At 70.8% G+C, this 13610-nt stretch carries 13 protein-coding genes; 4 read left to right on the forward strand and 9 right to left on the reverse strand.

Features of this window, described 5'->3' with window-relative positions; translation table 11 throughout:
• A partial coding sequence (locus ACFWZ5_RS40100; protein ID WP_384892172.1) for an HpcH/HpaI aldolase/citrate lyase family protein occupies nt 1-839 on the reverse strand: 839 nt, incomplete at its 3' end.
• A gap of 378 nt (nt 840-1217) precedes the next feature.
• Here ACFWZ5_RS40100 and ACFWZ5_RS40105 point away from each other — a divergent pair.
• The gene (locus ACFWZ5_RS40105; RefSeq protein ID WP_384892175.1) at nt 1218-2642 is read left to right on the forward strand and encodes a Twin-arginine translocation pathway signal; all 1425 of its coding nucleotides are present in this window, start codon (nt 1218-1220) and stop codon (nt 2640-2642) included.
• A 252-nt stretch (nt 2643-2894) separates the two neighbouring features.
• On the opposite strand, the gene ACFWZ5_RS40110 is transcribed toward ACFWZ5_RS40105, so the two are convergent.
• The 7 genes from ACFWZ5_RS40110 to ACFWZ5_RS40140 form a co-directional block, all read right to left on the reverse strand.
• On the reverse strand, nt 2895-3203 hold the full coding sequence (locus tag ACFWZ5_RS40110; protein ID WP_384892177.1) for a hypothetical protein: 309 nt from the start codon (nt 3201-3203) through the stop codon (nt 2895-2897).
• Nucleotides 3200-3847: a hypothetical protein gene (locus ACFWZ5_RS40115; protein ID WP_384892180.1), complete on the reverse strand. Its 648-nt coding sequence runs from the start codon at nt 3845-3847 to the stop codon at nt 3200-3202. Before ACFWZ5_RS40115 ends, ACFWZ5_RS40110 begins: the two co-directional genes overlap by 4 nt.
• A gap of 525 nt (nt 3848-4372) precedes the next feature.
• The gene (locus ACFWZ5_RS40120; RefSeq protein ID WP_384892182.1) at nt 4373-6478 is read right to left on the reverse strand and encodes a hypothetical protein; all 2106 of its coding nucleotides are present in this window, start codon (nt 6476-6478) and stop codon (nt 4373-4375) included.
• Nucleotides 6479-6540: 62 nt separating this feature from the next.
• The gene (locus ACFWZ5_RS40125; protein ID WP_384892185.1) at nt 6541-6738 is read right to left on the reverse strand and encodes a DUF5999 family protein; all 198 of its coding nucleotides are present in this window, start codon (nt 6736-6738) and stop codon (nt 6541-6543) included.
• A gap of 4 nt (nt 6739-6742) precedes the next feature.
• Nucleotides 6743-7369 carry a class I SAM-dependent methyltransferase gene (locus tag ACFWZ5_RS40130; protein WP_384892188.1) on the reverse strand — a complete coding sequence of 209 codons (627 nt, stop codon included), beginning with the start codon at nt 7367-7369 and terminating at the stop codon, nt 6743-6745.
• 53 nt (nt 7370-7422) lie between these two features.
• Nucleotides 7423-7878 (reverse strand): hypothetical protein, encoded by a 456-nt coding sequence (locus tag ACFWZ5_RS40135; RefSeq protein WP_384892191.1) that lies wholly within the window; start codon nt 7876-7878, stop codon nt 7423-7425.
• A 158-nt stretch (nt 7879-8036) separates the two neighbouring features.
• Entirely contained in the window at nt 8037-8525 is a 489-nt protein-coding gene (locus tag ACFWZ5_RS40140) for a hypothetical protein (RefSeq protein ID WP_384892194.1), read from the reverse strand.
• Between the two features lie 494 nt (nt 8526-9019).
• Between ACFWZ5_RS40140 and ACFWZ5_RS40145 the strand changes: the two genes are divergently transcribed.
• Nucleotides 9020-10204: an XRE family transcriptional regulator gene (locus tag ACFWZ5_RS40145; RefSeq protein ID WP_384892197.1), complete on the forward strand. Its 1185-nt coding sequence runs from the start codon at nt 9020-9022 to the stop codon at nt 10202-10204.
• Nucleotides 10205-10237: 33 nt separating this feature from the next.
• Nucleotides 10238-11143, forward strand: a complete 906-nt coding sequence (locus tag ACFWZ5_RS40150; protein ID WP_384892200.1) for a phosphotransferase — start codon at nt 10238-10240, stop codon at nt 11141-11143.
• A gap of 59 nt (nt 11144-11202) precedes the next feature.
• Here ACFWZ5_RS40150 and ACFWZ5_RS40155 read toward each other — a convergent pair whose 3' ends face one another.
• Nucleotides 11203-12069 carry a methyltransferase domain-containing protein gene (locus tag ACFWZ5_RS40155; RefSeq protein ID WP_384892203.1) on the reverse strand — a complete coding sequence of 289 codons (867 nt, stop codon included), beginning with the start codon at nt 12067-12069 and terminating at the stop codon, nt 11203-11205.
• Nucleotides 12070-12422: 353 nt separating this feature from the next.
• Between ACFWZ5_RS40155 and ACFWZ5_RS40160 the strand changes: the two genes are divergently transcribed.
• Nucleotides 12423-13610, forward strand: a 1188-nt coding sequence (locus ACFWZ5_RS40160; protein ID WP_384892207.1) for a multiprotein-bridging factor 1 family protein, incomplete at its 3' end; no start/stop codon positions are given.

Consider the following 13610-nt stretch of genomic DNA (forward strand, 5'->3'; position numbering starts at 1 on the left):
TCACAGGGGACCTCCGAAGGTGAGGTGGGAGCGGGCTCATCACCCGCGCGGGCGGTCAGGGCGCGGGCGGCCGTCACGAGCGGCGGGCCCACCATGCGGCCATCGACCGTCGTGATCCCTCCGTCGGCGGCGTCAGCAGCGCGGACCACGGCTCGCGCGACCGCCACGTCGCACGGGTCGGGCTGGAACACCGCCTGAATGACCGGGAGTTGCTCAGGATGCACAGCAACCTTGCCGACGAATCCGAGCTCGACGGCTTCCTCGGCCTCCTGCCGGAGCCCGTCAAGGTCGCACAGATCGAAGTAGGGGCTGTCGACCGCGGGCAGGCCCGCAGCAGCCGCCCCGGCAGCCAGCGCCGCTCTCGGATGCCACAGGGCCTTGCTGGTGAGCCTGCAGCCCGCAGCAGCGGCGTAGTCGCCCGCCCCGAACAGCACCCCCGCCAGGTGCGGGGCGCACAGGATGGCCGCCAGATGCTGGATGCCCTGCGGCGTCTCGATCAGCGCCCAGATCCGGCACTCGCCCTGGCCGGTATCCGCGATCTGCGCGACCAGTTCGACGTCGCGCGCGGCCTCGACCTTGGGCAGCAGCAGCACGGCGGGCCACCGCCCGGAGTCGGCCAGGGCCACCACATCCTTCAAGCCGTGCACGGTGCCCAGCGCGTTCACCCGCACTCCCAGCACCGCCGGACCATCCTCACCGCCCCCGCCGATCCCGCCGACGAAGCCGAGGACGTCCGCGCGAGCGGAGTCCTTGGCGAGGCCGGGGACGGAGTCCTCCAGATCCAGCAGGGCGACATCAGCGCCCGAACTCCTGGAGGCCTCGAAGCGCCCGGGGGTCACCCCCGGAGTGACCAACCACGTGCGAGGGGCGACGTGTGCGGCGGCCGAGCGTATATCCGCCGGGTGAGGGCTTGTCATCGTCACTCTCCAGACCGTGGAAGTGGATGGCGCAACAACGAGAGAGAAGTGGTGCTCCTGGAGCGGTGAATCAGCCCGAGGGTGGGCATACGGGTGGTATCTGCACGCTGCTCCCGGCGTCGGCCTGGGCAGCGATGTGTCGTCATCGTGAACCGCCCGCGACGCAACGTCAGCGGGGACTGCACACACCCGCATTGAGAGGCAATCACCCGCAATACCAGTGGGACCCCAGGGACTGCCGCACGGCCCTGCTGCTGGGTACGGTGACGGGGAGTCAGCCTCGCATCCGGGGGTGGGCGCATGACCACGATGAGCCGTACGCACCGCTATGCAATCCGGTACGCTGCCGCGGAGATCCGGGAGCGCTGCCGTCTTGAGGAACGCGGCGTTGAGCAGGTGGCCGCCGCGATCCAGGCGGCCCTGCCGACGGTGCACCCGCTGGAGGCCTGGCGTCTCGCCCTCGGCTGGCAACGGCCCCGCACCATCGCGAGGATCGCCGCGCTCTACCGCTCCCGTGGCCTGCGTCCTCCAGGGCTGTCGTCGGCGATGCTCTGCCGGTGGGAGCACGACGCCGATGCCTGGCCGAGCCTGGACTACGTCGAGGCGCTGTGCGCGGTCTATCAGGCCCGTCCCGATCAGCTCGGCCTCGACAGGGGCGTACGGCTCGCGGTGTACCACCCGTCCGCTGGGTACAGTGCCAGCGCAGCAGATGCGTGTGCCCTTCTCGCACCGGAAATGATGGTGACGATGACCACTGCCGCCGGCCTACCCGCCGTCCGAGAATCCCTGCAGCTCGCGCTGCTGGCCGCCGGTACGGCGACCAGTGCCGTCGTCGACCAGGCCGACGAGGTGACCGAGCACTACGCCCTGAACTACAGCCGCCATGCCCCGCACGTGCTGTTCGAGGAGGTATACCGGACGCGCGGACTGCTGACCGGCGCCCTGGCCCTCACGCCCGCCGAGCCCGTGGCCGCCGGGCTGCGCCGCTCCGCAGGATGGCTGTCCGGCCTCCTTGGGAACGCTGCCTTTCACCTCGAGGACCTGAGCGGCGCGCGTGTACACCTCACGACAGCCGCCACCTGCGCCGAACGCACCGGCGACAGCCGTCTGGCGGCCTGGGCGTGCGGAGCACAGGCGATGGTGGCCCGCGCCGCCGGCCATCACGAGACGGCCTTGAACCACGCCGAGCGCGGCCTCGCCCTCGCCCCGAGCGGACTGCCCCGAGCTCAGCTCCAGGCCTGGGCACAAGCACCCTCCCTGGCAGCCCTCGGGCGCGCCCAGGAGGCCGACCTTGCCCTCGCCGACGCGGCACGCGAACTCGAAGCGGACCCCGAGGGCGCCGCCCCCGGGCGCTACGGTTTCGACTCGGCCGAGTACCGCCTTCACGAGGCCGAAGCGCAGCGGGTGTCGGGCCGCACCGACAAGGCGATGGCCGCGGCGGAATCCTCGCTGGCTGCCTGCACGCCCGGCACTCCGGGCTGGGCGGCCGCCTCGCTGACCCTGGCGCAGGCCGAGGCCCTCTCCCGACCCGGTGATGCAGCCGAGCGGGCCCTTGCCGTCCTGGAGCAGCACCCGCCCGCGCGACTGCGCTCGACGGCGCGCGCCCGCCTGGCCGACCTGACCGCCAGCCTCGCATCCGTCGACACCGCGACCGTGGCGGACCTGCGGGAACGCGTACGCGCTCTGCCGCCTGCCATCACCATCCACGGCACCGCACTCGCCTAGCCCGCACCCTGGCCATCGCCCTACACAATGCGGACGCGTCCTCACACCCTCACCGGCGAGGCTTACGGCATCGTCTCGGTGGCGAGGGTCTGCTGAGCGGGGGGCAGGCGGCACCGGTCGTGGAGCTGAATGTGCGGCTGCGCGCCGTTCACGGACTGTGGCGACCACGTTCCCTTCCTTACTCTTCTGTGTGTCCGCCGACGGGGCTGCTCTCCAGAGCAGCACCGCGGCGGCGGATCGGGGGTTCGGCGTTCACGTCCCGCACGCGTTGTGCGGGGATGGCACGGCCCCTTGACGGGCCGGCGAAGTCGGTGCCAGCAGCCACACCCGGGCGATCACCACGGTGTTTCTGGGGTGCTGACGCTGGATGTGGAGGCGGGCCTTGTCCCGGGCGGCATCCGCGTTCGTGTCCTGGAGCAGCACGTGCACCGTCTGGTGCGGTCTGTTGGGGGACAAGACGATCGCGGTGACGCTGAAGGCGTTCTCCCCGGCGTCGTCCAGGCTGCTCTTGGCCACCGAAGGAAGCTCCCAGGTCTCGGCCTGGTCCGTCATGACGGTCATGGCGGGGGCGAGCAGCCGCTAGAGACCTGCGGCAGGCCGGTTGTGAGGAGGCAGTTCGTCCTTCCGGGCGGTGTGGTCGCCGTCGGGACGGTGACCTGTTTGACGAGGCCGTTCAGCGTGACGCCGAGCTGCATGTCAGCGAGCGTGACCTCCCCCGTCAGGGTGGCGCGGGCGGCGCGGACCACGGCGCTGATTCCCAGCGGGAAGCGCGGCAGCGGGAAGCTCTCGCGGTGGTAGAGCGCGGCGAGCAGGACCCGCGGCCTCGACAGCCGTTTCACGACGCGGTCGTCGAGGTCGGCGAGGGACAGCCACTGCTCGGGGCTGTCGAGCGATATCTGGTCGCGGGCCCAGGCGGGCCACGCGCGCGTGGCATGCGCCTGGCCGGACAGATCGGCTACCGCCCAGCGGCCATCCGGGCACTCGATGAAGACCAGGCATCGCTCCAGCGTCCCGGTGACGTGGATCCGCCCTGCGTACGGGGCGCAGTGCTGTTCCAGCCAGCCCCGCATCCGATCGGGGGCGATCAGCAGCAGCTCCAGCTTCTGCAATATGTCGTGGTCGAGTACGCCGAGCGGCGGGCTCACCAGGCTTAAGGCGTGGGCCAGGCGTTCGGTTTGGCAGAGGTCAGTGCGTTTGTCACTCACCTTGTCGCCCCCTTCACGGTGGGAAATGAGCCGGGTACGGGTCGGGTGCGTCGGCTGCGCGGTGAAGTGTGTCAGTGGCTGCTCCTGTGGCTCCGGGCCGTCGTCCCGGCCCGGAGCCGGGTGATGCGCTCCGTAGATTCATGACAGCGCGGGACAGCCTCGCCTAGTGATCAACTCGCATGGCGTGCAGGGGAATTGCAGATGCTGCAAGGCGCCTTGACAGCCGTCGGGGGTGAAGGCGCGGGCCGGGGTGCCGCCCTCTCCGCCAGCCTGATCCCCCACAGGAGGCTGGCGGAGAGGGCGTGGCCGGCCGCCGCGTTGCTGTGCGTGGTGGCGGCCGGGGCGCCCTTGGTGTCGGTCCCGCGGCCCGACGGGCGCCGCTTCCTCCACCGCACTTCCAGCACCGCCGGGCACGGGCGCGGCGGTTGCCGGAGGGATCGGGGGAGGAAGCCCGGTCTGGGACCGCTCGGCGCCGGGGACCCGTCACGTTCCGGCACCGGGCGGCGTTCGGTGGCCAGCGCGGATTCAGGAGGCGGGCGAGGCGCGCTGGCCGGGCAGGGCGGCGAGCTGTTTGGCGAGTTGGTCGGCGTCGTGCGGGCTGATCTGCTGGTAGATCGTGTGGGCTGCCGTGTAGTGCGAGCGGGCGGCGTCGATGTCGTTTTCCTGCTCGGCGAGGTCTCCGCGCAGCCGGAGCAGTTGGGCTGTGCCGGACAGGCTGCCGGGTGCGTGGAAGTCGGCGTCGGCCAGGTCGAGCAGATCCGACACCTGGCGGGAGGACGGCGGTGTGATCCGGGCATAGGCCTGTGCGAGGACGAGCACCGCGCGGCCTGCGTTGATCAGGTCGCCGAGGGAGCGCAGCTCGACATGGGCCGCACCTGCATGGTCAATCGCCGCGGTGGGGCGCCGGTCCTCCAGGTCGATCTGGCCCAGGATGATACGGGTCAGTGCCACAGCCCGCCGGTCTCCGAGCTCGACTCGGATCTCCAGAGCCTCGTGCAGCAGCGCGACGGCGGTAGCCCGGTCGCCCTGGCCCTTCGCGCAGAGAGCCTTCTCGTGGGTGGCCTGTCCCTCGCTGCGCCGGTCTCTGCCTGCGCGGGCGAGGATGCGGGCGCGCTCGGCCCACTGGGCGGCCTCTTCGTACCGGTACAGGCCTCGCAGGGCGAGGGCTCCGGTGGTGAGCATCTCGCGCAGCGCTGTTGGGTTCCCGCACTCCTCTGCGGCCTTGACGCCCAGTTTGTGCAGGTCGTAGGAGAGTTCCAGCAGGCGCAGGATGTGGAAGCCCGGCCAGGCCGCGTGCACGAGCTGCCAGACCATCTCGTGCCACTGCCGGTGCGCGGCCTCACGCACGATCAGGTCCAGGTCGCGCATGTGGGCCTCGACCCACATGCGCGCACCGCGTCGTTCGTCGCCGTCGCCCTGGTCGAAGGCGACGGGCGTAATGATGCGTGTCAGGGAGCGGTCGAGTACGCGGTGGTGGGGGGTCAGCAGCTGTTCGGCGCGGGTGAAGGTGGCCAGAAGCCATTCGGCGACGCCACGTACCGTCCGCTCCACCGCGGCGTTGGCGTCCTCCTCCTGCGCGCGGCGCTGCGCGTGGGGGCGGACCGTGTCGTGGAAGCGGTAGACGGTGCTGCTGCGGCCCGGCCGTTCGCCGAGGGGCTCCAGCAGGCGGGCCTCGGCGAGCTCATGCAAAACGGCATCCGCCTGCTTTGGGGGAAGATCCAGGGCGTGGGCGGTGGTGTCGGTGTCGAACTCCGCCAGCGGCACCGTGCTCAGCAGCCGGTAGGCCCTGCGGGCGGTGGCATCGGTTAAGGCGTCGTAGGCCTGTTCCACGACGGAGGTCACGGCCCGATTTCCTTCCAAATGAGGTGTTGAAGCGTGGGTGTACGACAGGGCGTCGGCCAGGACGGACAGTCTTTGTGCCGGGCGGGCGGACACGCTGGTGGCGGCCACCACTAGCGCCAGGGGCAGATAAGCGCAGCGTGCGGTGATCGTTCCCAGTGCCGCCTGTTGGCCGCGTACGCGCTCCCGCCCGGCGATCCGGGCCACTAGCCGCTCGGCCACAGCGGGTTCGAGAGGCCCCAACGGGTACGGGATGGCCCCGTGGGCGGCCATGGGATCCAGGGGTTCGCGTGAGGTGACCGCGACCAGATGGCCCGGCCCGCCGGGCAGCAGCGGCAGGACGTCCTGCGCACCGGCGTTGTCCAAGAGGATGCCGAGGCGGAGGCCATAGCTGGCTGAGCGCCACCATGCGGCCAGGCCGTCGACGTCATCCGTGCCCGGGGCGTGGCCCAGCGAGGCCAGGAAGTGGCGCAGCACCTGGCGGGCGACAGCGTCCCCGCCTTCTGCGGGTCGGCGGGTCAGCTCGGCGTACAGATACCCGGCCGTGCAGTCCGCGGCGTGCTGGGCCAGCCACTTGTTGGCCAGTGCTGTCTTGCCCACTCCGCCGGGACCAGAGACCACGACGAGCGCGGAGGCATGATCGGGGCGGTTTGCGGCCATCGCGTCGAGGTCCCGCAGTGCGGCTCGCCGGTCCGTCCACGTGGCAGGAACCGGCAGGAGCTGACGCGGCGCAGGCGGCGCGTCAGGAGCGGGGGTGTGCAGATGTACGGCGCCGATCGTCCTGGCCTGCACGACGCTGCCCCCGACGCGTGTGTGCCCTAGCCCATTGCGCCTGGTGTCACCGCGGTCGCCGGTCATGCTGCAACCGCCAGGCTGGTGGCCCGGTGTGGAGCGATGATCTCGCCGTTCGGCAGCAGCTCTCCGGTGTCGTCGAAGAGGACGACGCCGTTGCACAGGAGCGCCCAGCCCTGCTCCGGGTGTCGCGCGAGAGCCTGCGCCGCCTCTCGGTCGGAGGCCTCTGCCGTGGGGCACGGCGGCTGATGCTCACACATCGTGTCACGACCTTCCATCGTGTCGAGGGGAATGCCGCAGAGGCGCCAGGCGAGCACGCGCTGCCGGGGACAGCGGGGCTGGCGGTACCGGGCCCTGGAGCACGATCGTGGTCGCGGCGCGATCGTGCTGGCAACGCTGCCGGGCCCACCAGGTGGTGCCGAGCAAGTTGTTGAGCTGGGCCCGCGGGAGCGCGCGCCGGCAGGGGTCCTCGTCCGCCGACGGCGAGGAGGTGGCGGGCTGCTCATCGGCGACCGGGGTGAGGACGTACAGGGCGCCGTCCGAGGTCAGCCAGCGGGCGACATCCGTGAGGAACTGCTCGATGTCGAAGTAGGCCAGGGAGTATCGGCAGGTGACCAGGTGTAGGCTTCCGGGCCGCAAGGTGGACGGGATGGAGTCGCCGTTGACGTCGTACGACTCGTACGTCACCCCGGGGCGCTCGTGCCGGCGGGCCAGCCGCAGCGCCTCGGGGGATGAGTCGTATCCGGTGACCTCCTGTGCGCCCCACTGGGCGAGCTGGCGCGTCCACTTCCCCGTACCGCACCCGAAGTCGGCCACCCTCCGCCCGCGCGGCGACGGCGCCAACTTCAAGAAACGCTCCAGCTCGTTCTGGCTGAGCAGCGCATCGTCCATCCCGGCGGCGTAGCGGGCATCCCACACAAGCGGAGACGTCTGCGCGCGGTAGGTCATCCCACACCCCCCTGAGGAAGGGAGCGAGGGTGAGGTGACAAGGTCACTTGGACCGTCTTCGTGTTCGACTCCGGATCCGTGCAACAGGCAATCCGCGCCCCGAACTCGCGGCGCGCCCGGTACAGACTGGACAACGGCACCGCGGTGGGCCCCTGCGGCGCCAGGGCTCCGCTGACGATCTCAGCGAAGTCCGGAAAGCTGGAGGCCGCGTCCCGTACCGCGATGATCAGCTCGCCTGACGCCGTCACGCCCAAGCGCAGCTCCACCGGCAGGGCCGGACGCTGCGGATCGAGTCCGTAGCGAACGGCGTTGTCCACGAGCCAGGACACCACCTGCGCCGCCTCGTCGATATCACCTGACCAGCCCAGCAGCGGCAGGCGGGCACGTGTGATCGTGCGAGCAGTCCGCTGGGACCCGCTCACAGGAGGCAGGGCTGTCTCGAAGAACTTCACGGCAGAGTCCAGCGCGGCGAGCGTTGGTCCGGCCGCAGGCGCGGGCCGGGCGCCAGGGTCACAGCCCGGTGGGGGAGGGGTGGACATCGAGGCCTCACGAGGGGAATGAACGTGTCAACGGGGTTGGTGGAAGGGGAGCGTCGGTGTTGAGTGCTGGGTCACGCAGCTCGCAGTGCCCTGGTCCCGCCGGGGAGCGACGGGCGGGGGCGATGCCGTTCCAGTGCCTGCCGCAGCAGAACGGGACCGACGAGGTGGGTCTGCCGCGCCCCGTCGAAGGGCCGCATCCAGTACAGGCCGGGCGGAGCCTGCCGGGCGGACGGCGGCACCCGGATCGTTCCCCCGCCAAAGCACTGACCTTCACAGCAGGACCAGCGCCGGGCGGTGCGCGGCGGGACCAGAGCGATGTACTGGTCCGCGCCGGTCGCGTCGTTCATCGAGGCGATGACGGGCCCGCAGCCGGGACGCTGCGTGACGTCCAATTCGTGGATGACCGCGAGGCCGCGGCGCCCCGCGGAGAAGACCACGACGTCGAACAGGACCCCCACCGATACCACCCTCTCGGCGTCAGCAGTCAAGGTGAGGATCGCGCGCACGGCATCGTCATTCGCATCCCGCAGGGAGCGGACTACGGCTGCCAGCTCGCTCATGTCGCCGGCGGCCGGGCGGGAGCCTTGAGGAAGGGGAAGGGGACGCCGTGCATCGAGCATCGCCTCCTGACGTGTGCCTGCCATCGTGTCCCGCCCCCGCTCTGACCTGGTCTGAGAGATCCGGGTGAGCAAGGTTCCTCGCGGCCGCTGACAGCAACAACCGTGAACCGAGCGGGAGTCACGGTTGGCGTCTCCGGATTCACGGTCTCGCCCCACCCAACCGTGAAAAAGTCACGGATTCTCGACGCAGAGTTGTGAACCGATCACTACGCTCGTGCCATGTGATGGCGGAGGGAGTTCGGCTCATGGAACAGCGCTCGCAACCGCACAATCCCTCTTGTGCCAAGCGCATCCGCGAGAGCGGGAACGAGGCGGGGCACAGCGTTGCGGAGATCGTGCTGGAGATCCATCGGTGCTGCCACGTCAGCGCGCTGCGAGCTCATCGCCTTGCCCGGGGCTGGACCCAGACAGAAGCCGTGGGCCATCTACGTGACATGGCGGATTCTCTGGGGCTGACCGCGCCGCGTACCGATGCCGAACAGTTGCGGCTCTGGGAGCTCGGCGATCACCAGCCGCGGCGGAAAGCGATCGACCTGCTGTGCCGCCTGTACGACTGCACGGCGCACGACATCGGCCTCGCGGCCCCTCCGACGCCACCGGACACCCACCCGCAACGGGCCACGGCCTCCAGTGCGAGCGGCCTCCCCGCCCCGGACCCGCTCACCGACCGGATCGATGCTGCCCGGCGCTCCGTCGACCGCACTCTCGCGCTCTCCAGCGTCAGCGCCGCTCAAATGGACCTGCTCGACGAACGCCTCCTGGACGTACGACGGCAGTACCTCTACACTGCGCCGACGGACATGCTGAGCGTCCTCCTCCATGAGATGGAGGAGGTCAAAGGCCTGTCTGCCGACCGGCAGCCCGCCTCAGTCCAAGTCCGGCTGTCGGAGATGACCGCGGTGCTCGCCACTCTGATCGCCGACGCACTGATGAAACTGGGCCGGCTCACCCCATCCCGAGCCTGGTACGACACCGCCCAGACAGCGGCGGACGACAGCGGCAACCTGGAACTCCGGGCCCGCGTCCGCGCGCAGCGCGCCATGCTGCCGTACTACTACGGCCCGCTGGAAGGCGCGGTCGTCCTGGGGCGCGAGGCCAGGCTGCTCTCCCGTGGACGCCAGACGCCGACGGCAGCCTTCGCAGCTGCGGCAGAAGCCCGCGCCCTCGCCCGCCAAGGCAACGCGGCCGCTGCGGAAGCCGCCATCGCCGCCGCCCAGCGCATGTACGAACACTGCTACCACGGAGACCAGGACGACGCCTTCGCCTTCCCCGAGCGGCGCCTCCACCTGTACCTGAGCGGCGCCTACACAGCCCTGGGGCGCAGCAGTCAGGCCCGCAAAGCACAGGAGCAGGCACTCGCCCTGTACCCGGCCCGGACGGGGATCGACCCCGCCCTGCTCCAGCTGGAGGCCGCCATCTGCCTGGCACAAGACCGCAGCCCCGCCGAGGCATGCCAACTCGCCGGGACCACCTTCCTCCAGGTACCTGCCAGCCACCGGACCCACATCCTGGAGGAACGGGCCCGCCACGTTCTCGGCGTACTGCCACCAGGGATACGAGGCGGACGAGCCGCACGGGAGCTCACGGAGATCCTCGCCTTGCCGAAGGGCCGCACGTGACATCGCCGCGACCTGTCAGCGAGCCTGAACCCCATGACAGCTCCAGCGCCGGCCCCCGGCGGGTTCGAAGAACCCGAACTGCACCAGATCCTGAACCACGCATGCGAGGCGGCATGGCTTGATCCTTCGAACGCCCGCCTGCTGCGCGGCCACACCAACGCCGTGGTGCTGCTGCCCGACGCTCACGCGGTGGTGAAGATCGCCCGCCGCGGGACCCCCTTCACGACCGTCCAGCGCACCACCGCGTTCGTGCGGTGGCTGATGGACCGCGGCTTCCCCACCGGCCCCCTGTACCCCGGGCTGGAGCAACCTCTCCTCGTAGACGGACACCCGGTCACCATCTGGGCCTACCTCCCTCAGCCGGACCGGCCCGTCAGCGCCGCGCAGATCGCCAAGCCCCTGCTCACCCTCCACAACCTGCCCGCTCCGCCCATGGACCTCCCGCAGCACGACAACATCCGAGCCATCCGAAGGTCCATCGACGCGATCTCCTCCCTGCCTCCGGCTACCCTCCGTCTGCTGAGCGACCGAGTCGATCGGCTCGAAGCCGAACTCGACGCGGTGCAATTCGCTCTGCCCGCCGGCGTTCTGCAAGGCGATCCCCAGCACCGCAACGCATTGCACTACGGGGATGAGGCTGTCCTGATCGACTGGGACACCGTGGCCTACGGCCACCCGGAGTGGGACCTGGTCACCATCGAGGTGCACTGCCGCCGGTTCGGCCATGGCCTCGACCACTACAAGGACTTCGCCGCCGCCTACGGATTCGACGTCACCGCGCTGCCCGGCTACCCGACCCTCCGCGACCTCCGAGAACTGCGCATGATCACGACGAACGCGCGCAAGACACACCACGCACCCGAGAGCATCCACGAAGTACAGCGGCGCGTAGAGGGCCTTCACCAAGAGGACCACGACTTGCGATGGCACATCCTGTAATGGACCACGCTCTCCGCACCGGCAACGGCCATCGATGACTCCGTGGGGACCCGCATTCGTCAGGAGTTCGTGCGGATACGCTGCTCACCCGACTCCACCGTGACCTGGTAGCCGTCCCAAGTCGGCCAGCCGAGCTCGGCGTAACTGCGGTGCCCACGCTGCCCACGCGTCTTCATGAAGTCGACCGCCCCGACGAAGCAACCCGTCGCCCGCCCCTGCCCGTCGACGGTCAGGCGGGCAAGGCCGTCGCACTGGAAGGGAGTGTCCAGGGGAGTCAGGATCACGCCGCCGGGCCGGACCTGGTCGACCCAGGCCTGCGGGAGCTGCCGCACCGCGACGGTGGAGATGATCCGGTCGTACGGAGCCCCCGGCGGGTATCCCTCCTCGCCGTCCCCGACGATGAGGTGCGGCGTGCAGCCGACGGTCCGCAGTGCGGTCTCGGCATGCGCAGCAAGGTCTTTGTCGATCTCAATCGAGGTGATGCTGGCCGCTCCGACCCGCGCGGCCAGGAGGGCGGTGCTGTACCCGGTGCCGGTGCCGATCTCCAGGACCCTGTCCCCGGGACGCGGGTCGAGGTGGTGCAGCATGTTCACCACGACGGCCGGGCAGGAGATCGAGCCGCTGAAGTCCGGGCAGTCGGTCGGCCCATCAGGCAGGACCGCGCCGTCAGCGATCTGCGTGATCAACGGGCTCCGAGCACGGTAGACCGCCCGCAGCCACCGCACAGGAGCCTCCCTCTGCTTGATGAGGGGAAACTTGTCGTCCTCAGGGCTGCGGTGCGGCCACCACACCCGTTCAGGAACGAACGCCTCGCGTGGCACCGTGAGGAAGGCCTCCCGCAGCCACGGACGGTTGTGGAAGTGGCCGTACTCGTACCGGTCGATCTCACGGGCGCACTCGGCCCGCAGCTGCTCCGCGGTCGCCACCGCAACCACCCCGGACGCCGGGTCAGCTACCCGGCCCTTCCGGAGGTTCTTCCTCGGGCGGCTCCTCAGGTTCGTCTACATCACCAGGCAGGTCCGTCGCCTCCGGCTCCGCCGGCATCGGGTTTCCGGGATCACCTGGCGATGAGTAATCGCCACCAACTTGACCGTTGCCCTGCTGTCGGTGCGCCATGGCCCCTCCTCCACGCTCCTGGTAATGCGAGTCTGCGCGCGACCGCGACGTGATCGCCACACCGCCTCAAGATCGTTTGCGCATCCTGCACGCGCTCTGTACGGCGGCCACCGCCTTCTCTACCTTGGGTGGACCAGCCCGGCGCGCGAGGCGTGGAGGTGCCGTGAGCGCCGATTCCCTTTGGGAGAGCACACGGGTCCTCGAGCTCGTCGCCGAGCACCACTGTGGAGGTCTGATCCGGGTAGGCCGACAGGCGCACGGATGGCGGCAGGCGGACCTGGGCGCTCGCATCGGGTGCGTGGCCGCGACCGTCTCCAGGCTGGAGAGACGAGCGCGCCCCAGCGACCTGGGCCTGGTGGTGGCCGCCGCGCGGGCGGTCGGCGTGCCCGCCCGTGTTCTGGCGGCGTCCTTACAACTCGGCGCCCCCTCAGCCACTACAGTGACGGCGGAAGGGTCAGGCTCGACCACGGAGGACCTGATGCGCCGCCGCACACTGCTCGCCGCCGCAGGCCTCGCCGCGCCCGCCTCCCTGCTCAGTCTCGACCAGGCCCTCGCCGCGCCGCCCGACCCCACCGGCTCCCCGGTCCCGCTCGATACCCGGCTCGCCGCCGGACGCCGCCACTTCGACGCCGGCCACTACACCCGCCTCCTCACCGACCTGCACGGCCTGCTCGGAGACGCCCACCACGCCGCGCGCAGCCGCCACGCGACCGACCTCGCCCGCCTGTCCGTCACATACAGCCTGGCCAGCCAGGTCCTGATCAAGACCGGCCAGTACCCGCAGGCCCGGCTCGCCGCAGACCGCGCGGCCACCTACGCCGAGTGGTCCAGCTCCCCGCTCGCCACCGCCGCGGCCGCCCGCGAACTCGCCATCGTGCTGCGCCACCAGGACCAGCCCGCCGCCGCCCAGCGCCACGCCCTCACCGCCCTGACCACCGTGGAGCGCACCGGCCTGCGCACCGACGCCCAGACTTCGGCCTACGCGCAGATGCTCGCCACCACCGCCTACACCGCGGCGCGCACCGGCGACCGCCACCAGGCCCTGACGATGATCCGCGAAGCCCGCCGCGCCGCCCGCAACCTGCCCGCGCAGCCCCCCGCGGGACGGCTTTTCCCGCTCACCCCGGCCGCCGTCGACCTGTACGCCGTCGGCGTGCACTGGGCCCTCAAGGACGCCGGGGCCGCCCTGGACGTCGGCCGCGGCCTGCACCCGGGCCAGTTCCAGACCGCCGAGCGCAAGGGCCGCCTGCTCACCGAGCGCGGCCGCGTCTACCTCCTCGCCGACCGCCCCGAACAGGCCGCCGTCGACCAGCTGTGGGACGACCGCCCCGACGCCCTGGTGTGCGCCAAC

Source organism: Streptomyces sp. NPDC059003, assembly GCF_042740445.1.
Taxonomy (GTDB): domain Bacteria; phylum Actinomycetota; class Actinomycetes; order Streptomycetales; family Streptomycetaceae; genus Streptomyces.

What these genes read in the sequence shown, in the direction of transcription:
- ACFWZ5_RS40105 (WP_384892175.1), top strand. Translation starts at nt 1,218, where the DNA reads ATGACCACGATGAGCCGTACGCACCGCTATGCAATCCGGTACGCTGCC.
- ACFWZ5_RS40110 (WP_384892177.1), bottom strand. Translation starts at nt 3,203, where the DNA reads ATGACCGTCATGACGGACCAGGCCGAGACCTGGGAGCTTCCTTCGGTG.
- ACFWZ5_RS40125 (WP_384892185.1), bottom strand. Translation starts at nt 6,738, where the DNA reads ATGTGTGAGCATCAGCCGCCGTGCCCCACGGCAGAGGCCTCCGACCGA.
- ACFWZ5_RS40130 (WP_384892188.1), bottom strand. Translation starts at nt 7,369, where the DNA reads ATGGACGATGCGCTGCTCAGCCAGAACGAGCTGGAGCGTTTCTTGAAG.
- ACFWZ5_RS40140 (WP_384892194.1), bottom strand. Translation starts at nt 8,525, where the DNA reads ATGAGCGAGCTGGCAGCCGTAGTCCGCTCCCTGCGGGATGCGAATGAC.
- ACFWZ5_RS40145 (WP_384892197.1), top strand. Translation starts at nt 9,020, where the DNA reads ATGGCGGATTCTCTGGGGCTGACCGCGCCGCGTACCGATGCCGAACAG.
- ACFWZ5_RS40150 (WP_384892200.1), top strand. Translation starts at nt 10,238, where the DNA reads ATGACAGCTCCAGCGCCGGCCCCCGGCGGGTTCGAAGAACCCGAACTG.